The organism is Streptomyces sp. NPDC058001 (genome assembly GCF_042886315.1).
Taxonomy (GTDB): domain Bacteria; phylum Actinomycetota; class Actinomycetes; order Streptomycetales; family Streptomycetaceae; genus Streptomyces.
In genome coordinates this window covers 328,043-347,032 of record NZ_JBHVQT010000004.1, presented here as the reverse complement: position 1 = coordinate 347,032, position 18,990 = coordinate 328,043, and the positions used below count along the sequence as shown (strand labels likewise).

Annotated in this window: 23 protein-coding genes; 15 read left to right on the top strand and 8 right to left on the bottom strand. The window is 69.5% G+C overall.

Going from position 1 to position 18,990, the window contains the following annotated elements; all coding sequences use genetic code 11:
• Position 1: 1 nt before the first annotated feature.
• Both ACFVT5_RS11345 and ACFVT5_RS11340 read left to right on the top strand, forming a co-directional pair.
• On the top strand, positions 2–598 hold the full coding sequence (locus tag ACFVT5_RS11345; RefSeq protein WP_389884450.1) for a GNAT family N-acetyltransferase: 597 nt from the start codon (positions 2–4) through the stop codon (positions 596–598).
• 95 nt (positions 599–693) lie between these two features.
• Positions 694–1,611 (top strand): GNAT family N-acetyltransferase, encoded by a 918-nt coding sequence (locus ACFVT5_RS11340; RefSeq protein WP_389884447.1) that lies wholly within the window; start codon positions 694–696, stop codon positions 1,609–1,611.
• Here the strand turns inward: ACFVT5_RS11340 and ACFVT5_RS11335 are convergent.
• From ACFVT5_RS11335 to ACFVT5_RS11325, 3 genes are read right to left on the bottom strand one after another with little or no spacing between them, the layout of a single operon-like run.
• Complete coding sequence (locus tag ACFVT5_RS11335; RefSeq protein ID WP_389884444.1) at positions 1,589–2,272, bottom strand: pyridoxal 5'-phosphate synthase; 684 nt, start codon at positions 2,270–2,272, stop codon at positions 1,589–1,591. The genes ACFVT5_RS11340 and ACFVT5_RS11335 overlap by 23 nt on opposite strands.
• A 20-nt stretch (positions 2,273–2,292) precedes the next feature.
• Positions 2,293–2,703 (bottom strand): hypothetical protein, encoded by a 411-nt coding sequence (locus tag ACFVT5_RS11330; RefSeq protein ID WP_389884441.1) that lies wholly within the window; start codon positions 2,701–2,703, stop codon positions 2,293–2,295.
• Positions 2,704–2,745: 42 nt separating this feature from the next.
• A complete protein-coding gene (locus ACFVT5_RS11325; protein ID WP_389884438.1) occupies positions 2,746–2,934 on the bottom strand; it encodes a hypothetical protein in 189 nt (62 codons plus the stop codon).
• A gap of 244 nt (positions 2,935–3,178) precedes the next feature.
• Here ACFVT5_RS11325 and ACFVT5_RS11320 point away from each other — a divergent pair, with 244 nt between their 5' ends.
• The 4 genes from ACFVT5_RS11320 (at position 3,179) to ACFVT5_RS11305 (ending at position 5,427) form a co-directional block, all read left to right on the top strand.
• A complete protein-coding gene (locus ACFVT5_RS11320; protein WP_389884435.1) occupies positions 3,179–4,015 on the top strand; it encodes a Scr1 family TA system antitoxin-like transcriptional regulator in 837 nt (278 codons plus the stop codon).
• Positions 4,012–4,215 carry a DUF397 domain-containing protein gene (locus ACFVT5_RS11315; protein ID WP_389884432.1) on the top strand — a complete coding sequence of 68 codons (204 nt, stop codon included), beginning with the start codon at positions 4,012–4,014 and terminating at the stop codon, positions 4,213–4,215. Before ACFVT5_RS11320 ends, ACFVT5_RS11315 begins: the two co-directional genes overlap by 4 nt.
• A 40-nt stretch (positions 4,216–4,255) precedes the next feature.
• Positions 4,256–4,918: a class I SAM-dependent methyltransferase gene (locus ACFVT5_RS11310; protein ID WP_389884430.1), complete on the top strand. Its 663-nt coding sequence runs from the start codon at positions 4,256–4,258 to the stop codon at positions 4,916–4,918.
• Positions 4,919–4,998: 80 nt separating this feature from the next.
• Complete coding sequence (locus ACFVT5_RS11305; RefSeq protein ID WP_389884427.1) at positions 4,999–5,427, top strand: hypothetical protein; 429 nt, start codon at positions 4,999–5,001, stop codon at positions 5,425–5,427.
• Positions 5,428–5,515: 88 nt separating this feature from the next.
• On the opposite strand, the gene ACFVT5_RS11300 is transcribed toward ACFVT5_RS11305, so the two are convergent.
• Both ACFVT5_RS11300 and ACFVT5_RS11295 read right to left on the bottom strand, forming a co-directional pair.
• A complete protein-coding gene (locus tag ACFVT5_RS11300) occupies positions 5,516–6,595 on the bottom strand; it encodes a threonine aldolase family protein (protein WP_389884424.1) in 1,080 nt (359 codons plus the stop codon).
• 99 nt (positions 6,596–6,694) lie between these two features.
• Complete coding sequence (locus tag ACFVT5_RS11295; protein WP_389884421.1) at positions 6,695–7,270, bottom strand: helix-turn-helix domain-containing protein; 576 nt, start codon at positions 7,268–7,270, stop codon at positions 6,695–6,697.
• Between the two features lie 152 nt (positions 7,271–7,422).
• On the opposite strand from ACFVT5_RS11295, the gene ACFVT5_RS11290 reads away from it, so the two are divergent.
• The 7 genes from ACFVT5_RS11290 to ACFVT5_RS11260 all read left to right on the top strand — a co-directional run bounded on the left by ACFVT5_RS11290 (position 7,423) and on the right by ACFVT5_RS11260 (position 13,494).
• A complete protein-coding gene (locus ACFVT5_RS11290) occupies positions 7,423–8,076 on the top strand; it encodes a class I SAM-dependent methyltransferase (RefSeq protein ID WP_389884418.1) in 654 nt (217 codons plus the stop codon).
• 198 nt (positions 8,077–8,274) lie between these two features.
• On the top strand, positions 8,275–9,048 hold the full coding sequence (locus tag ACFVT5_RS11285; protein ID WP_389884415.1) for an XRE family transcriptional regulator: 774 nt from the start codon (positions 8,275–8,277) through the stop codon (positions 9,046–9,048).
• Positions 9,049–9,066: 18 nt separating this feature from the next.
• Positions 9,067–10,260: a M20 family metallopeptidase gene (locus ACFVT5_RS11280; protein WP_389884412.1), complete on the top strand. Its 1,194-nt coding sequence runs from the start codon at positions 9,067–9,069 to the stop codon at positions 10,258–10,260.
• Between the two features lie 143 nt (positions 10,261–10,403).
• Complete coding sequence (locus tag ACFVT5_RS11275) at positions 10,404–10,553, top strand: albusnodin family lasso peptide (protein WP_389884409.1); 150 nt, start codon at positions 10,404–10,406, stop codon at positions 10,551–10,553.
• 72 nt (positions 10,554–10,625) lie between these two features.
• Positions 10,626–12,308 carry an albusnodin/ikarugamycin family macrolactam cyclase gene (locus ACFVT5_RS11270; RefSeq protein WP_389884406.1) on the top strand — a complete coding sequence of 561 codons (1,683 nt, stop codon included), beginning with the start codon at positions 10,626–10,628 and terminating at the stop codon, positions 12,306–12,308.
• Positions 12,295–12,903 carry a lasso peptide biosynthesis B2 protein gene (locus ACFVT5_RS11265; protein ID WP_389884403.1) on the top strand — a complete coding sequence of 203 codons (609 nt, stop codon included), beginning with the start codon at positions 12,295–12,297 and terminating at the stop codon, positions 12,901–12,903. Before ACFVT5_RS11270 ends, ACFVT5_RS11265 begins: the two co-directional genes overlap by 14 nt.
• Positions 12,904–12,924: 21 nt before the next feature.
• Complete coding sequence (locus tag ACFVT5_RS11260) at positions 12,925–13,494, top strand: GNAT family N-acetyltransferase (RefSeq protein WP_389884400.1); 570 nt, start codon at positions 12,925–12,927, stop codon at positions 13,492–13,494.
• On the opposite strand, the gene ACFVT5_RS11255 is transcribed toward ACFVT5_RS11260, so the two are convergent.
• Together ACFVT5_RS11255 and ACFVT5_RS11250 are read right to left on the bottom strand one after the other, a co-directional pair.
• The gene (locus ACFVT5_RS11255; RefSeq protein WP_389884398.1) at positions 13,491–14,882 is read right to left on the bottom strand and encodes a hypothetical protein; all 1,392 of its coding nucleotides are present in this window, start codon (positions 14,880–14,882) and stop codon (positions 13,491–13,493) included. The two genes, ACFVT5_RS11260 and ACFVT5_RS11255, sit on opposite strands and share 4 nt — an antisense overlap.
• A 78-nt stretch (positions 14,883–14,960) precedes the next feature.
• Positions 14,961–16,130: an acetyl-CoA acetyltransferase gene (locus tag ACFVT5_RS11250; protein WP_389884395.1), complete on the bottom strand. Its 1,170-nt coding sequence runs from the start codon at positions 16,128–16,130 to the stop codon at positions 14,961–14,963.
• Positions 16,131–16,330: 200 nt separating this feature from the next.
• Between ACFVT5_RS11250 and ACFVT5_RS11245 the strand changes: the two genes are divergently transcribed.
• Together ACFVT5_RS11245 and ACFVT5_RS11240 are read left to right on the top strand one after the other, a co-directional pair.
• Positions 16,331–17,632 (top strand): acyl-CoA dehydrogenase family protein, encoded by a 1,302-nt coding sequence (locus ACFVT5_RS11245; protein ID WP_389884392.1) that lies wholly within the window; start codon positions 16,331–16,333, stop codon positions 17,630–17,632.
• Positions 17,632–18,129, top strand: coding sequence for a nitroreductase family deazaflavin-dependent oxidoreductase (locus ACFVT5_RS11240; protein ID WP_389884389.1), 498 nt, complete (start codon positions 17,632–17,634; stop codon positions 18,127–18,129). Before ACFVT5_RS11245 ends, ACFVT5_RS11240 begins: the two co-directional genes overlap by 1 nt.
• Here the strand turns inward: ACFVT5_RS11240 and ACFVT5_RS11235 are convergent.
• Complete coding sequence (locus ACFVT5_RS11235) at positions 18,104–18,751, bottom strand: TetR family transcriptional regulator (protein ID WP_389884386.1); 648 nt, start codon at positions 18,749–18,751, stop codon at positions 18,104–18,106. The genes ACFVT5_RS11240 and ACFVT5_RS11235 overlap by 26 nt on opposite strands.
• Between the last annotated feature and the right edge of the window lie 239 nt (positions 18,752–18,990).

The window sequence follows — 18,990 nt, the reverse complement described above, 5'->3', positions numbered from 1 at the left end:
GATGACGACGCACTCGCTGACCGACGCCGAGATACGGGGCCAGGGCCTCCACCTCCGCCCCTGGCGGGCCGACGACCCGGTGGACGCCGACGCCTGGCTGCGCGGCCTGATCGATCCGGAATTCCGCCGCTGGAACACCCCGCTGAGACAGGTGGACGACCTCGCGGACGCGTACGAGTCGCTGCGGGCGCGCGTCAAGAGCGCGGAGACGGGCAGGGTCGCCTCCTTCTGCGTCACGGACGCCGACACCGGCACGATCCTCGGGCACATCGGCCTCAACGAGATCGACCAGAACATGCGACTGGCCCGCGTCGGCTACTGGATCCTGCCGGAGGCCCGGGGGAGGCGGGTCGCGGGCCGCGCGCTCGACCTGGTCAGCGGGTGGGCCTTCACCGAGCTGACGCTGTTCCGTATCGAACTCGGACACGCGCTCGGCCATGACGTGTCGTGCCGGATCGCGGAGCGCTGCGGGTACCGGTACGAGGGGACGCTGCGGGGGGCGATGCCCGAGGCGGGGCGGTGGGATCAGTTCCGGGACGCGCATCTGCACGCCCGACTCGCCACGGACCCGGAACCGGAGCCGTACGAGGTGCCGTAGCGGGCGAAATCAGTGGGCGAAATCAGTGGGCGGAAAGTGGGTGAGCGAAAAAAAAGGGGTGCCCGTGAGGGCCGCCGCTTGATACCTCGTACCCCATGACAGTCCCCATCACGGATACGCCCGGCTGGCACCTCACCCACGACCTGGACCGCTTCCTCGACCGCGCGGGCCCGCACCTGCGCTCCACCCCCGCCCCGCACACCGTGCTGCTGAGCGTCACGGACGCCCTGCGCCGCAGCGGACTTCAGGCGTACGGGGACGAGCCGCCGGTGTTCGGGACGCTGGTCGGCGAGGGCGGCACCGTCACGGGGGCGTGGGTGCGGACGCCCCCGCGCCGGCTGCTGCTCGGTACGGTGCCGGAGGACGCGGTGGAATCACTCGCGGCGACCCTGGCGGACGACCAGGCCACGGCGGGGCTCTCGGGAGTGACCGGCCGCCGCCCCACGGTCGACGCCTTCGCCACCGCCTGGCACACCCGTACCCACACCCGTACCCGCACCAGCACCGGCGCCCACCCCACCCCCCTCCGCGCCGAACGCCTCTACCGCCTCGACACCCTCACGCCGCCCGACCCCGCCCCACCGGGCACCCCGCGCCCCGCCATCGAGGCCGACCGGGACCTGCTGCGCCGCTGGCACGTCGCCTTCGCGCGCGACATCGGTGAACGGAACCTGATGGATTCGGACACCTGGGTCGACTCCCGGCTCATGTACGCCGGCCTCACCCTCTGGGAGGTGGACGGCACCCCGGTCGCCCTGGCGGGCGTGACGCGGCGCATCGCGGGCCAGGTCCGCGTAGCCCCGGTCTACACCCCGCCCGACCAACGCCGACGCGGGTACGCGGCGGCGGTGACGGCGGAGGTCTCGCGGGCCGCGCGGGACGGGGGAGCGGACGAGGTCCTGCTCTTCACGGACCTCGGCAACCCGACGAGCAACAGCGTGTACCAGCGCATCGGTTACCGCCCGATGGGCGACTTCGCGACGTACGACTTCACGGCCACAGCAACTCCTTGACCCAAGTGCCCTGTGCGCCTTGTCGGCTGTCCCTCCGGTACCGCAGCCGCACATGTCGTCGTCGCTCGTCGCCCTGGAAGAACTCGACCTCGTCCGGGGCGAGGGTGTAGACGGTCCAGGAGGGGACGGGGGTACGGGGTTCGCGCCCGGCCCGTTCCCAGGCGAGGTCGGATACGCGGGCCAGCTCGTCCGCGTCTCCGAGAACGTCACTTTGCCGGCCGACGAGGGCGGCGGCGAGAGCTCCCGTGGACCGGGCGTGCAAGTCGCCCTGACTCTCGGCTTCGGACGCCGGGACGACTGGCCCCCGTACCCGTACCTGCCGTCCGAGCGCGGGCCAGTAGAAACCGAGCGCCGCGTACGGGCGTTCCGCGAGTTGCCGACCCTTCCGGCTGACGGCGTGCGTCGCGAACTGCCAGCCGCGCCGGTCGGCGCCGTGCAGCATCACGTACCGCACATCGGGCAGCCCGTCCGCGCCGGCGGTCGCCAGTGACATCACGTGCGGCTCGACCTGCCCGGCGGCCACGGCGTCCGCGAACCACGACTCGAACAGGGGTACGGGGTCGGTCGGGGCGGATTCCGGGTCGAAGTCGGGCAGGTCGACGTCCCAGACGCGGAGGGTGCGCAGGAGGGCGGGAAGGCCGGTGGGGGTTTCGGATTCCATGGGGCGAGTATCACGAAGGATCACGGCGTATCGCGCGACTTGCGTGACTTGCGGAACACGGCGTCCAGTTCCGCCTTGAGCAGCCGGTACTCGACCGACTCCCGGATCGCGTCCGCCGCCGGATCGGCCAGTTCGAAGCTGTGCGCTCCGGGGTGCCGGGTGAACAGGGTGCAGGCTTCGTCGTACGGGATGGGCCGACCGTTGTCGGCGGGGCAGTCCGGCAGTACCGCGACCCAGCCGGGTTCGCACCCGTCCGTCCAGTGCACCCAGACCTCCCCGCGCGCGGAGCCGTCCAACTGCCAGACGAGATCGATGTGTTGACCGGTGGCGTGCTCCTCGATCTCACACCGGAGAAAGGTCTCGACGTCGAGCGGATTACCGCCGGACAGCGGAAGGGACCGCAGCATCATGGCGACGAGTCGTAAAGGCATGAGCGCCTGCGCCCCGCATACACGACGGTGAGTGGTCATTCCTCAATTTCCCTTACGGCTACGGGTGTTGGCCTCGGCGACGGCTTCGCTGAGGGCGTCGGAAAGGGGGGCGGGTCTGAGGTTCGAGGGCGCGGCGTCCCACTCGACACCGCCGTTCAGTGGCCGGAGCTGATAGCAGCCGCCGACCCGGTCCATGACGCGTCCGGTGCGACCGTTCGAGACGTCGCTCACGATTTCACCGAACAGGGGCTCGAATGGGTGGCGCGGTGGGGTCTCGGATTTCTCCGGCACGGCAGGGAACTCCCTTCTACGCTGGGTGAGCTGGGATGTTCAGCCTGCGACCGGCTGTGCGTCCTGCGGAAGGGTTTTCTTATCCAACCTGCACGTTGGGCTGCGCGGCATATGCGGATGCGGCTGACGTGCGGGAACGGGAGCAGGGCCGGAATTTTCAGAGCCGTGGTGGAGGAGGCAAAGAGTGGTCGAACAGAGCGAGGGTGACGGCAGGGTGAGCAATCCCCGACAGGAATTCGGGGAGGCGCTTCGGGACGCCAGGGAGTTACGTCCGGCGGGGAAGTGGACCCAGGCCCAACTGGCTCGGGAGGTAAGGACGTCCAGCTCCACGATTTCCCGAATCGAGAGCGGCGGCGACTTCCCGATCCCACCTCATCTACCGGCGGGGTTCGATCGAGTATTCGGTACGGAGGGGAAGTTCAAAGAGATTTACGGGCGGATCCAGGCCGAGGGGCATCCGGCGCGAGTGCGAAAGCGGATGAAGCTGGAGCCGGACATGGTAGCCATCGCTGAGTGGTCGTCGAGTGTGGTGCCGGGCCTTCTCCAGACGCCCGAGTACGCTCGCACTCTGTTCCGGAAGGCCAATCCCCGTCCCAGTGAGGAAGAGATCGCGGCCATGGTGCGATTCCGGATCGCCCGGCAGAAAATCCTCCAGCGGAGTGTGCCAACCGTCTTGTCCGTCGTGATCTGCGAGTCGGTGATCAGGCGCACTGTTGGGGGCCCGGACGTGATGCGGGAGCAGTTGGTTGCGTTGCTCTCGCACGGAAAGCGCCCCACGAGCCTGATCCAGGTGCTGCCCTTGAACGCGGGCTGCCACAGTCTGATGGCCGGTCCCCTGTCGGTCCTGACGCCCCGCACCGGTCCTGTAGTTGTGTACACGGAGGGAATCAAGTCGAGCGCGATCATCGAAGATCCCGAGACGGCGAGATATCTGAGCCGGTCCTACGATGTGCTCACGGCGCTGGCACTCTCACCTGACGCATCCGCAGAACTCATCCGCAATGTTATGGAGACACTGTGACCTCCCATGGCTCCGTCGACTGGGTCAAGTCGAGCTACAGCGACGAAGAGGGCGCCAACTGCCTGGAATGGGCTCCGTCCCACGCGCACGGAACCGTCCCCATCCGCGACAGCAAGACCCCGTACGAGCCCTCGCTAACCTTCAACGCCTCGGCCTGGTCGAAGTTCATCGAGGGCATCAAGGGCGACGGGCCGCGCTGAACATGACCCCCCTCCCTGAACGGGAACTACTGTCGCGGGCATGGTCGAACACGATGCCCTGAGTGCCACCCGCGAGTCCTACGACGCCGCCGCCCCCACCTACGCGGAACTGTTCCGCGACTCGCTGCGTGACAGTCCCCTGGACCGCGCGATCCTGGGCGCCTTCGCCGAGGTCGTACGTGCGAGGGGGGACGGGGTCGGAGGCGGTCAGGTCGCGGACCTGGGGTGTGGGCCCGGCTATGTCACTGCCTATCTGGGTGAGTTGGGGCTGGCGGCGTTTGGTGTTGATGCCTCTTCCGCGATGGTCGAGTTGGCTCGACAGGACCACCCGGGTCTGCGATTCGACGTGGGCTCGATGGCCGCGTTGGACATCGCTGACGGCGTGCTAGACGGCGTACTCTCGCGGTGGTCCGTCATCCACACTCCGCCGCCGGAACTCCCTGTCATCCTGGGGGAGTTCCACCGTGTGCTGGCACCTGGCGGCCACCTTCTGATCGGCTTTTCGGCGAGCGAGGGTCCGTCTCATCCGACGCAGGTCTTCGATCACGCGGTCGCGCCGGCCTACCGGTGGTGGCCTGATCACCTGGCCGCGATGCTGAGCGAGTCCGGGCTGGCGGAGGTGGCCCGGATGGTGCGCGAACCGCAGCCCACCGACCGGCGGCAGTTCAAGGAGATCCACCTGCTCGCCCGCAAAGCCGCCTAGCACTCTGCTGTAGAACGTGACCTTCCTCGTGGCTTGGGTGGGTCGGCTTGATCAGTCACCTGTCGGCTACGGTGCAGGCCATGGACAGCCGCGTGTACGTGCCCTGGTTCTCAGTAGGAGAAGCCGACAAGGACGGGTTCGAGACGCTGGATGGCGCACGGCGCAGGTTCGTGTCCGTCCTGCGTGAGCGCGCCGTCACCTGGCCGTGCGACCCGGACGACACCCTTGTCCTCCGCCCCGAGGAGACAGGGTTCGCGCATCTGCTGGCCCTGCTCTGTGCGGTGACGCCGGGAACCAATGTCACTTCCCATGTCTTCGGTGCGTTCTTCGACGGGCAGGGCGTGCTCGGCACCGAACTCCACGACCAGATGCACATTCCTCTCCAGGGGTCTGTGGTGGGGATACTCCGCGTGGCCGGTTCACCTGGTCGATGCGCGGAACTGACTGCGGACTGGTTCGAACGCATCCTGCGGGGCCAGGCCGGCAACTTGGCCGCCCCAACGTCGTGATCTTCAATGCCGAGTTGCGGCTTGTCGCCGCTAATGACAGACGCGTGATCGTCCCTGATGGCGGCTCCATGGTGGCGGCTCATACCGGTCAGCGCGTGTGGCGGCGTACCGCGTCGAGGAGTTGGTCGATGTCGTCCGCGCTGTGCGAGAAGGCGGTGACGAAGCGGACGATCCCCGGTTCCCACCGGTCGTGGTAGAAGGCGTACCCCTCGGCGAGGAGTCCCTCCGTGACCTGCGGGGGCAGGCGGCAGAAGAGGATGTTGGCCTGCGGGGTGGCCAGAAGGCCCGTACCGGGGATGGCCTTGAGTCCGTCGCCGAGCCGGGAGGCCATGGCGTTGGCCTGGCGGGCGTTGCGCAGCCACAGGCCATCGGTGAGGTACGCGTCGAGCTGGGCCGTCTGGAACCGCATTTTGGCGGCGAGTTGGCCCGCGCGTTTGGTGCGGAAGGCGAGTTCGGTGGCGAGTGCGGAGTCGAAGCAGACGATGGCGTCGGCGGTCATCGCGCCGTTCTTGGTGGCGCCGAAGGACAGGACGTCGATTCCGGCTTTCCAGGTCATCTCGGCCGGGGTGGCGCCGAGATGGTCGAGGGCGTTGGCGAAGCGGGCGCCGTCCATGTGAACGCGTAGCCCCGCGTCCTTGGCGATGGCGGACAGGCGGCGGATCTCCTCCAGGGTGTGGACGCTGCCGCTCTCGGTGGCCTGGCTGATGCTGACGGCGGACGGCTGCACGGTGTGCACGTCACCGGCCCTTCGGCGGACCGCCACCCGCAACGCGTCGGGGTCGATCTTGCTGTCGGGACCCGGTACACCGACGAGTTTGGCGCCGTTGGTGAAGAACTCCGGGGCGCCGCATTCGTCGTGGTTGATGTGGCTGTCGGGGTGCGAGAGCACGCTGCCCCAGGGTGGGGTGAGGGCGGCCAGGCTCAGGCCGTTGGCGGCGGAGCCGGTGGAGACCGGGAAGACATCGACGTCCCGCTCGAAGATCTCGTTCAGCTTGTGGCGGGCCCTGTCGGTGAAGGGGTCGTTGCCGTAGGGCAGGACGTGTCCGGTGGCGGCGTCGGTGACGGCCTGGGCTATCTGCGGGGATGCGCCGGCCATGTTGTCGCTGATGAAGGCGCGGCTGGCGGGGGTGGCGGGGGTGGTGGCGATGTGGGTGACGCTGGTGCCCATGAGGGGTGTTCCTTGGTCTCAGGCTCAGGTGTTGATGACGCGGGGGTTGATGACTCAGGGGGTTGCGGCTGAGGTGCTGATGGCTGAGTTGCTGATGACTCAGGTGCTGATGGGGGAGGCGAAGACGACGGTGATGTCCACTTCGTCGGCGCCGGTGCGGTAGAAGTGCGGGGCGTCTCCGGCGAAGGCGAGCATGTCGCCGGGGCCGAGATCCTGCGGGGCGTCGACGGGGCCGGCGGTGACATACCCGGTGGCGATGAGCAGGTGCTCGATCGTGCCGGTGGCGTGCGGGACGCCGGGCAACTCCGTCTCGGGCGGAATGCGCAACCGCCAGATCTCCAGACTGTTGCCGCTACTGATACGGCGCAGAAGTTCCCGGGACACCTCACCGGGCTCGACGTCCGTACCCGGCCGGAAGACCGGCCCGGTGTCGGCGTCACGCGCGAGCAGGTCGGCGATCGGGATGCGCAGGGCGACGGCGATCGCGTCGAGGGTGTCGATCGTCGGATTGCCGTTGCCGGATTCCAGTTGGGACAACGTGGCCTTGCTCAGTCCGGCGCGGCGGGCCATTTCCGCGGCGCTTATGCCGCGCTGCTGCCGACGCAGGCGGATCTTCGCGCCGACGGCGGCGGCGGTACTGCTGACGGGTCGGCGGCCGGACGGCGGGGGCGCCATCAGAGAGACCAGTACCGGATTGAATGAACCATACGTTCACTATATCGAACTGCCTCATCCTGTCGTGCCCGACGGACTGCTCCAGCTTCCTTCGCTGCCTTCGCTACCTGGCAGGGTGATGTGGACAACCAGTGGGCCGGTAGCCTCCGGCCATGAGTGATCAATCGGTCCCCGTCAGGAACGCCATCAGCCCGGCCGAGGGAACCGCTGGGTACGCCGAGGCGGCGGATGCGCTGGCCGTCCAGTACGAGGAGGTCACTTTCGGCGAAGTCCACCGCGACGTGCTGAAGCTGGTCCCTGCCGAGCCCGGACGCATCCTCGATGTGGGTGCGGGGACCGGGCGCGATGCTGCCGCGCTGGCGGCCCGTGGACACAGGGTCGTGGCTGTCGAGCCGACTGCGGAGCTGCGCGCGCATGGCCAACGCATCCATGCGGACAGCGGGATTGATTGGGTCGACGACGTTCTTCCGGACTTGACGCTGAGCCGGCACGCAGGCCGGTTCGAAGCGGTCTTCGCCACGGCGGTGTGGATGCATTTGGACGCCGAGGAACGCGAACGCGCCATGGCCCGGATCGCCGCGTTGCTGCTGCCTGGCGGCCGGTTCTTCGTCAATCTGCGCCACGGCCCTGTGCCCGATGGCCGCCACATGTTCGACGTGTCCCCGGCCGAGACGACCGAACTGGGCGCCGCGTACGGCCTGCGGACGGTCCACCGCAGTGAGCGTCCCGATCTTCACGGCCGCGACAGCGTCCGGTGGAGCTGTCTCGTGCTTCAGACGAAGGACACGGACAGCTCCGCCAACTGAACGCGAACTCCTGATGGCGCCCTTCCGCGCGGCCAGCTGGTGGAGAACCCCGCTCCTGCGGCTGGTGCTGAACCGGACGGATTCCCCTCCCGAGATGGCCAGATCCATGCGCCCCTGGCTAGGCCGGCCACTTCTTGGGCACCAACCGGTCGAGCCACGGGCAGACTTGCCAGAACAGGGGCGAGAGGGGGTACGGCCGTGGTCACGTTGCCTACTCCGGAGTCAGCGCTCAAGCGAGCCCGGCTCGCCCGGAACATGACACTGGAGGAAGCGGCCGACGCGTTGAACGGGATCACCGGTGGCGCTGCCGACGCGAGTCTCTTGAGCGCGTGGGAGTCCGGTCGGCGCCGCACGGGGACCAGGAACCGCGCCGGGCTCTGTCGCCTCTACCGAGACAGGCCGGAGGTGCTGTTCGCCCATCAGGACGGTGCGGCGACCAGTGCCCTGGAGAACTCGGGCACCGCCGTCGTCGTCAAGGTATTGACCCGCTGGGCCGATCTGGTCGAGGCGATGGTCGATGTCGTGACCGGTGCCCGTGAACAATTGGTCGTCACAGGCAGTCGTAGCCGCGAAGGGGCGTATCTCGCGGCGATCGAGGAGGCGGTGACGCGGCAGCCGGACCTGGTGCACTACCGAGTGCTGTACGGCATTCCCCGTCACAGTGCCCTTGCCGACCACCTCGTGCGGCTGCTGGAACTGCGCGACCCGTCGGCGCGCCGCAACGGCGTGAAGACGCTCCACGTCGGCCTGGTCGACTCGCCGGAAGCCCTGGAGCGTTTCTTCGTGGCTTCGGAGACCGCGGCAGTCGTTCCACTGCCCAGCTTTCATGGTGCGGAGGGATTCGACTGCGGTGTCCTCCTCAGCCGTGAGGCTGCGGCGGGCCTGGTCCACCATGGTCGGGAGGCATGCGCGTCGGCACGGCCCCTGGAGACCGTCCAGGCGATCCGCGCCCTGCCGGTACGGTCCACCTGACAGGTAGCGGGGAGAAGCGTGAGCGACAGCATTCAGTGGGCCACCGAGGCCCGGTCGGCGTCCGTAGTCGCGCTGGCCCAGCAGTTGATCAGGCAGCCGAGCCGGGCCGGGATCGACGAGTACGGACCCGTCCTGTCCGTACTGGAGACGTGGCTCGCCGAAAATGGGCTGCCGCACCGTCGCCTGCACGACGACTCGGGGCGGGCGGTGGGGCTGCTCGTGGAGATCACCGGCGGTCGGCCAGGCCCTTGGTGGACGCTGGATGCCTGTGTGGACACCGCGCCCTTCGGTGACGAATCCGCCTGGTCGTTCCCGCCGGTCTGCGGGGACGTCACGGACGGCTGGCTCCTGGGCCGAGGCGCCGCCGACTCCAAGCTCGCGGCGTCGATGTTCTGCCACATTGCCGCCGACCTGCAAGAACACGCCGAAACCCTGCATGGCGGGCTCGCCGTCCTGCTCGACGTCGATGAACACACGGGAGGCTTCGGCGGTGCCCGCGCCTACCTCGCCGACCCCGGGGCCGCCCGTCCCGCCGGAGTGCTCATCGGCTACCCGGGACTTGACGAGATCGTGGTCGGCGGCCGTGGCCTGTGGCGGGCCTCCATCGCGGTGCACGCTCCGTCTGGCCACTCCGGCTCCCGCCACACTGTGGTGGGAGCGATCTCCCGTGCCGCTCACCTCGTGCGCCTGCTGGACGCCGCCGAACTGCCAGGCGTCGACCACGACTCAGGGTTCCCCCTGCCACCGAAACTGTCCGTGACGTCCATCCACGGTGGCCAAGGGTTCTCGGTGACTCCGGACCTGTGTGAGCTGAACGTCGACGTACGCACCACCCCCGCATTCGACGCGGATCACGCCGAGATCCTGGTACGAAAGGCCGTCGCCGAACTGGATGCCGAGTTGCCCGTCCCCCGCCCGACCAAGGTCACCCCGGTGTCGAGTTGGCCCCCGTTCCGCCTCCAGGAACACCAGCAGCCGGCCGGAGCGCTGCTACGCGCCGCCGCGGCGGCCGGGCTCTCCGTACGCGCCAAGACCGCTGGCCCGTCGAACATCGGCAACCTGCTCGCGGCCGAGGGCATCCCGGCGACCGCCGGGTTCGGCCTGGCGTACGAGGGCCTGCACGGCGTGGACGAACGAGCCCGGATCGCGGAACTGCCGCAGGTCCACGCCGTCTACCAACAGGCTGTCCGCGACCTTCTCCAGCCGGGCTGAGCCTCCCAGTCGCGTCCCACTTACCTCCCACCTCCGCTCCCAAAAACGTCCCGACTCCGTCTCTGGGAACCGGTCGGCGATCCCGGTGTCATGGAGACAGTTGCACCATTCACGACGGTGCATATGAGAGCAGGAGGACGCACATGGACCATCAGAACGACCTCACGACGTGCTCGGAGAGCGCGGAGGACGGCAGCACTCTGCCGCTCGTGATCGACCTGGGTGACGCGGTCAGCCTGACGCAGGGCAGCACCAGCAGCAGCGTCGAGTCCAAGCAGACCCCGTACAGCTGACCCTTAGGGCGGCGGTCTCCCCGGCGGAGGCCGTCGCCCGGTCGATTCGCCCAGGAACGGAGGGAGTTGAAGGTGCGGTGGTTCGGGGGAAGTGTGTCAGCAGGAAGAGCGGCGATTCCGGTCGGCGCACGGATGGTGTGGAGTGATCCGCCCTTGTGGACGGCTGGTCCCTGGCCGGACCGGCTGGTGCGGACGCGGGACGGCGAGGGAGCCCGGATCACCGTCTTCGGCACCTGCTCGGCCCAGCACGCCGATCTCGGCGAAGCCCTCACGGCCCGGAACCTCGCCTCTACGGTGGGCGATTGGGCCGGTACGTACACGGTCGTCCGGCTTCAATCGTCAGGTGATGTCGAGATCATTACCGACGCCGCCTCGGCCTGTCCGCTGTACATGGTCCGGACGTCCGGCGGCGTGGTCTGGGGTTCGAGTTCGTTCGCCCTGTCGAGCCTGACCCGTAGCCGTGTCGATGCCGACTGGCTGGCCTCATATCTGTGCGACCGCCAGATGCCCCGGGCGGATCGCAGTGCATGGACGGGGGTTGTGCCCATTCCGCCGGGGCACTGCCTGACCCTGGCCGCAGGGACGGGTGCAGCGTCCGCGTCCGAGTGGTGGGTTCCTGCGGCGAGGTCGTACGAACAAGCCCTGCTCGTGGTGCGCCGCACCTTGACCGAAGGGGTGCGGACCCGAGTTGAAGGGGTCACGGCCTCGGCGGACCTCGCGGGGACGGACTCCACGACGCTCGCCGTCATCGCGGCACGGTACGGACCGGTCGCGACGACAACTCTGCATCCCGAGGACGTCACGGAGGGCGGCGACCTGACCTATGCCCGTGCCCTCACCATCCCGTCCCTCAGCCGCACCTACTTTCCCCTCGGGCCCCGCCACCTTCCCTTTGCTCCTGGCCGCGATCGGCTGCCGGTGACCGACGAACCTGCGCCGTCTACTCCTCTGTGGTCCCTGTTTTCCGAGCAGTTGAGAGCCGTTGCCAGAACCGGCACGGTGTGTCACCTGACGGGGGACGGTGGCGACAACCTCTTCCTTCCCCCGCCCACTCACCTTGCCGACCTCGCACGCCACGGTCGTCTGATCCGCACTACCGCCGACGCCCACGCGTGGGCAAGGCTGCGGAGAACCAGCCCCTGGCCGGTCATTCGCTCAGCCTTGCGAGGTGACGCCCACAGGCTGGCTCGCCCCTGGCTCGCCACGCCCCCGTGGGCCGCCGCCCCGGCTGTGACCGCAGGGACGGGCCGGAATGCGGACGCGGTGCTCGTGGCGGATGTCCGAGGGGCTGCCCGGCTCGCCCACGCCGACATCCAACTCGCTGAGACCCTGGGTGTCGACCTGCACAACCCGTACTTCGACGGAGCCCTGCTGGAGGCGGTCGTCTCCGTACCGTCCTGGCAACGGTTCTCGGCTCGCCGGTACAAGCCGGTGCTCATCGACGCGGTAGGTGACCTGCTGCCGCCGTCCCACCGTGGCCGCGCCGCGAAGGGCGTCTTCGCCGCAGACTTCCACCACGGAGTACGGTCCCACCTCGCGCGCGTCCTCTCGATGGCCGATGGCCGACTGGCTGCGATGGGACTGATCGAACCGGCGCCTCTCCAGGCCGCGATACGCGCGGTCGCACTCGGCGCGGACACTGTCTGGCCCTCACTGTTGACCGTTCTGGGCGCCGAGATGTGGCTGGAGTCCGTCGAGGGCGCCCCGGCCACGGTCTGGGAGCGGCAACGGAGGCTGAACGATGACCGGTGCTGATCAGGTATCCGTCCGAACACCGAACGCCCTCGTCACAGTCGACTACCGCACCGGAAACACCACACTGCGCGCCCTCGTCCGGGACTCGGATTCCGCACCGCCCGGTAGCGTGGTGCGGCATGACGGCTCTGCCTTCTCATGGGGGACGCTCGAAGTCCCCACGGTTCTACCGCGTCCGCATCCGGTGCCGCTCCGGTGGCTGCTGGGTGCGGTGCCTGCCATCGTCGTGACCCTCGCCGTCAAGGCGGTGGGGACCCGGCGGAGAAGGTTCGCCCGTGTGGTGCGGCTCGCCGGCATAGGCCGCTCACTCCCTCCTGCGTCCGACACACAGACCCTGCTCGCCGTGCGCGCCGTGCGCCTTGTCTCCGCGGTGGTTCCCGCCCGTTGGGCCTGCCTGGAGCAGTCCACCGCAGCGGCGGTCCTCCTGGCCCTGGCCGGGCGGCGCGGGGAGTGGCGTCACGGTGTCGCCACGGACCCGGTACGGCTGCATGCCTGGATGGCCGGCCGTGCCGGGCATCCCGTCGCCGAGCCCGCCGATACCGCTCACTACACCCCGACGTGCACACCAGACGGCCCTGTCCGCGCCCAGCGGTGAGGCATGACCAAGGATCGACCCATGACCCACAACCCTCCGCACCCGCTCCTCACCTCCGACCGCCTCGGTCTCGCGCAGCCGCGTCGCGAGATGCTGGCCGAGTACCACCGGTGGGAGAACGACCCCGGCACCTTGCTCGGCTACGGCAATCAGTTTCCTCAGTCCTGGGAGGTCCGGGAGGCGGGCTGGGAGGGGCAGCGGGGCAATCACCACTACGCGCAGTTCGAGGTTGTCCGTTTGGAGGACCTGGCCCCGGTCGGAATGACCGTGCTGAGCGTCAACCCATTCGTCCGCACCGCCGAGTTCGTGATGCTCCTCGCCCCGGAGCAGCGGGGGAAGGGATACGCGGCCGAGGCAGCCCGCCTCACCCTCGACTGGGGGTTCCACCTCGGGGCGTTGCGCATGGTCTGGCTGAAGGTGCTGGCGCCGAACGCCGCCGGGATCGCCGCCTACGAGAAAGCCGGGTTCCGTACCGCCGGGCGGCTTCGGCAGGCGGGCTATTGGCTCGGGCAGCCCGTCGACGAACTGCTCATGGACGCCGTCCCGGCCGAGTTCCAGGGTTCCTCGGCGGTCGGAGGGGCTGGGGCCTAGAGGTGGGGCGTGTTCGCGGCGGTTGGTCCTCGGAGTAGAGCCGTCGCCTCGTTTGCCAGTGGGCCGGCGGGGCGGGTGCGGAGGTCCAGGGTGGGGCCGGGGATGGAGACGGCGTGGGTGGCCAGGAGGGTCATCAGGGGCCAGATCAGGTCGGGGCGGTTCGTGAGCGAGTGCTCCTCGCCGTCCAAAGAGATGACCTTTGCCGGGGTGACGCCCGCCAGGAGGTTGGTGCGGGCCCAGTCGATCACGAAGGAGCGGCCGTTCGGGGCGACTTGGAGGACGATTTCGTGGGTCCGGTGCAGGACCGCGAGGTAGTTCATCGGGAGCGTGAGGCGTCGCTCGGCGAGGAAGGGAGGGCTGCCGTGCGTCGGTTCGACCCGCAACACCGTGTCCAGGACCGGGCCGTGCGTCTGGAAGGTGCACGTACCCCGTAGTTCGAGGAACCGGCCGCGTGCCAGGTGGCCGCCCCGCCGCACCCACCGGCGGCTGACACGGCCGAACTCACCTTTCTCGCCCGGTAGTTCGTCCACGATCCAGCGGGCCTCCTCGCCCGGCTCCGTGATCGGCGCGCGGTCCGCCGGAAGGGCGCGGGCCCGTTCCGCCAGAGCCCCGTACCGGGCCGCCGTCTCCGCGTCCAGGCGCCGCAGGTCGATCGCGTCGGCGGTCATCGGGATACCTCCGGCCGGCCCCGTACCCCGCATTCCTTCCAGGAGGAGGTCCGGGCGTCCGGTCAGTTCCGTGCGCTGTCCGTCGAGGCCGATCACCTTGAAGGCGCGTACGCCCGACAGCATGAGACTGCGCGGCCACCGGACCATGGCCTTCCCCGGGTCCGCCGGGTCGACGTTGACCACCAGGCGGCCCGCCGTCACCGCCGCCAGGCACAGCGACGGCACCAGCCGGTCGTCCGTCGTCTCGAACCCCGCCACGCCGTCGGTCTCGTGCACCCGCAGCGTCAGCCGCACCCGGGCCGTGAACTCCGCCGGGGCGTAGTTGCCCCCATAGGTCGTGAACGTGGCCTCGTTGTCCGGGTCGTAGCTGACCAAGGTGGCCTTCACGACGTCCGCCCGTGCCACCCGCGCGCCGTCCGTCGCCGCCGAGGAGCGGGGGACCAGCATGACGAAGGTGTCGTCGTCGTAGGTTTCGGCGCCGTCGGCCAGGCGGTTCCTGAGGGTGATGCCGGGGAAGTCCTCCCGCGCCGCCTTGAGGGCGACGAACGGTATCGGCACCGTGATGGCGAGGCCGATACCGATCGCGGGTCCCACGAAGGTGAACTCGGCACCGTCGCGCCAGGCCATGTAGCCGACGACGAGGCAGACCGGGCCCATGAAGGTGAAACAGATCAGCACGAAGATGAGCTTGCCGATGAACACTCCGGCAAAACTGCGCACGGTCCCGCCTCCAGTCGCCGACTTCCCGAGGTACGGGACGCCGGACCGGTGCCGAAGGGTTCCCTGCCCCAGGTCCCGTCAGCTCCGCCCCAGTACGACTGTCCCGGACGAACAGAACCATCCTCCGGTCCCGGACGCCACCGCCAGTTCCGGAAGGCGGCCCCCCGCCTTCCGTACCTGCCCCTCACCGCCCTCGCCCCGGAGCTGCCGTACCGCCTCCACCAGCAGGAACAGTCCCCGCATCCCGGGATGTTGGGCCGAGAGACCGCCGCCGTCCGTGTTCGTCGGCAACCCGCCGTCCCGCAGCAGCCGCCCCTTCGCCACGAACTCCCCGCCCTCGCCCTTGCCGCAGAAGCCCAGATCCTCCAGCGTGACCAAGGTCATGTAGGTGAAGGCGTCGTAGATCTCCGCGACGTCGATCTCCGAGGGCCGGACCCCGGCCCGTTCGAACGCCAGCCGTCCGCTCACCGCCGCCGGCGAGACCGTGAAGTCGTCCCACTCGGACATCGTCGTGTGCGAGACGTGCTCCCCGGTACCGAGGACCCACACCGGCGCCTTCGCGCAGTCCCGTACCAGGTCCTCCGCGACCAGCAGGACCGCCGCGCCCCCGTCGGACCGTATGCAGCAGTGCAGCTTGGTGAACGGGTCGGCGATCATCGGGCCCGACAGCACCTCGTCGACCGTGACCGGCGTGCGGAACATCGCGTCCGGATTGTGTGCCGCGTTAGCCCGCGCCTGCACCGCGACCTCCGCCAACTGCTCAAGCGTGGTGCCGTACTGGTGCATATGGCGCCGGGCCGCCATCGCGTACTTGGCGATCAGCGTGTGCCCGTACGGGACCTCGAACTGGAGGGGGCCGCGCGCGCCGAAGGACAGGTTCGACGTACGCCGCCCCGCCCTGATGTCGGCGCGGGCCGTCGAGCCGTAGACGAGGAGTACCGCCCGCGCGTGGCCCGCCGCGATCGCGTCCGCCGCATGGGCCGCCATCACCTCCCACGTCGAGCCGCCCACCGACGTCGAGTCCACCCAGCGGGGCGCGAGGCCCAGGTACTCCGCGACCTCCACGGGCGCCAGCGTGCCGAGTCCCGCCGACGCGATGCCGTCCACCACCTCGCGTTTGAGTCCCGCGTCCGCGAGCGCGCGGCGGGCCGCCTGGGCGTGCAGCGCGTACGGCGTCGCGTCGTCCACCCGCCCGCAGTCCGAGAGCGCGACCCCCACCACGGCCACCCTGCGATGCCTTGAAGTCATAAATCTGACGGTACATCAGATAGATTTGGATCGGATGCGTCAGATCCGGGCGCCGGCCCGCAACTGACCATCGGCTGATCGACAGTTGGTGGAGGCGTCCCACCCGAGGAGCCCCGACCTCTGTGCATCTCCGCCCCCGCGCCCTAATATGACGCGCCGTCAGATCAACGGAGACCGGCCGGTCGCCGGAAGGGGAGCCCATGGACGCCACCTTCACCGCCGAACAGGACGAGATCCGCCGCACCCTGCGGGAGTTCGTCGCCAAACGCAGCGGCCCCGACGAGGGCAGGGCCGCCGTCCGTACCCCCGCCGGATACGACACCGCCCTGTGGGCCACCCTCTCCGGACAGCTCGGTCTGCCGGGCCTCGCCCTTCCGGAGGCGTACGGGGGCGTCGGTTGCACGGTCACCGAACTCGCCCTCGCCTGCGAGGAGTCGGGCCGCGCCCTCGTACCGTCCCCGCTGTTCGCGACGGCCGCGCTCGCCGCGCCGCTGATCCTCGCCCTCGGTACCGAGCCGCAGCGCGCCGCGCTTCTGCCGCCACTCGCGCGCGGTGAGTCGACCGCCACGCTCGCCGTCCCCGGCACGGGACTCGCCACCGCGCTCGGCCTCACCGGCGACAACCACGGCGACTGGGCGGGCGGGGGGCGTTCCGGCGGCGTTCAGGCCACCCTCGCGGACGGGACCTGGCGGCTCTACGGTCAGGCCGACCAGGTTCTCGACGGCCACAGTGCGGGGCTCCTCCTGGTCGCCGCGCACACCGGCGGCTTCGCCCGTTCCCGCATTCTCCTGTTCCTGGTGCGGGCGGAGGCCGATGGGCTCGTACGGACCCGGCGTACCGTCCTGGACGAGACCCGCCCGCAGGCCCGGCTCGAACTACGTGACGTGCCCGTCGAGTTGCTGGGATCCGGCACCGCCGCCGACATCCCCGCCGCGCTGGCGGCGACGGGGGAGCGGGCCGCGACCGTGCTCGCCGCCGAAGCGGTCGGCGCCGCGGACCGCGCCCTGGAACGCACCCTCGACCATGTCACCCAGCGCGAACAGTTCGGCCGCGCCATCGGCTCCTTCCAGGCCGTCAAACACCGCTTGGCCGATGTGTACGTACAGGTGCAGGCGGCCCGTTCGGCGGCGTACTACGCGGCGTGGGCGGCGGGCGGGGAGGGCCGGGGTGAGGCGGTGGGCGGGCTGGCCCTCGCCCAGGCGCTGGAAGCGCTGCGCACGGCCGCCTCGGAAGGCATCCAGTTGCACGGCGGGATCGGTTTCACCTGGGAGCACGACGCGCACCTCTACTTCAAGCGGGCGTCCGCCGACGATCTGCTCTTCGGCCCGGTCCACCGGCTGCGGGCCCGCGCGGCGGAACGCTCGGGCCTGTTCCCGCCGGATACGCCATACGCGACGGACACGACGGATGCGAGGGATACGCCATACGCGACGGGCGCACCGGGCGCACCGGCCACCTCGGGCACACCCGCCACGCCGCTCCCCGGTACGGAGGTCGCGTGATGCCGCCCGGAATCCGCCTGGTGCAAAGGATGTCGTCCACCCGCGCCTTCGCGAAGGTCGCCCCGCACGTCATCCCCGCGATGGACCGTGTGGTGCACCGGATCACCCGGGGGAAAGTGCTGCTCAGCGCCCAGATGCTGCCGGGTGTGATCCTCACGGTACGGGGTGCGAGGTCCGGGCTGCCGCGTCGCACACCGCTCGCCTGCATGCCGGAGCCGTCCGGCACCTGGCTCCTGGTCGGCTCCAACTTCGGCCGCCCCGGCCACCCGTCCTGGACCGCCAACCTCCTGGCCCACGGGGAGGCGGAGATCAACTGGAAGGGCGAGGACATCCCGGTCGCGGCCCGCCTGTTGGAGGGCGAGGAACGCGACGAAGCCTGGCAGGCGGCCTTGAAGTTCTGGCCCCCGTACGCCACTTACCAGTCCCGCGTGGACCGACAGATCCGCTTGTTCCGCGTGACTCAGAGCCCACCTACCGGGTCGGCTTCTTCCCGGTGACCCCCAGGTGCACCAACAGGGCCAGATTCGGCTTGAGTTCGGCCTGCTTCACGCCCCAGCTCTGGAAACCCTTCTGATGCGAGGCCACCGCGGCGAGCATCGCCACGAGCGAACCGGCCATCGCGGCGGGCGACACATCGGCGTCGACCTTGCCCTTGGCCTGAAGCTCCCTGACCGTGTCCGTAAGGGAGTTGTTCACCGAGTTCAGGATCTTCATACGGATCTTGTAGAACCGTTTGTCCCCCTCGGCGGCCCCCAGGTCCACGACCCGCAGAATGGCATCGTGACGGCGCCAGAAGTCGAGGAAACCGTCCACGAGTTCCTGCGCGGTCTGCCAGCCGGCCTTGCCGACCCAGGAGCGGCCTTCGAGCAGCGCGGTCAACCCGGCACCCTCTGCGGCCATTTGCTCCGCGATCTCCAGGACGGCGCCTTCGACGTCCGGGAAGTACTGGTAGAAGGTGGCCGGTGAGGTGCCTGCCTTCCGGGCCACATCAATGACTTTGACGTCCCGGTAAGGCGAGGAGCTGAGCATCTCGCCGAGGCAGTCGAGCAGCTTCTGACGCGTCGCCTGCCCGCGCCGTCCTGCCACGCGGCCGTCGACGGTACGTACCTGTCCTGTCATGCCGTCAGCTTACCGAGGGGTGATCGGAGCGCTATTCGGCCGACTGCAAATGGGGTTGGGTCCCCATGCGGCGGGGACCGGTCGGCGGGCGCCCGCTCTGTCAACAGGCTGTGGACAACGGTCGGCGACCGGGCCCGCAAAATTGACCAAGTGTTCGAATTATCGGGCTGCGCGGCCGGTCAAAGGCCGTTAACTTGGGCGCGACGGACACGGTGACGCCACCGCGTCGGACACCGTAC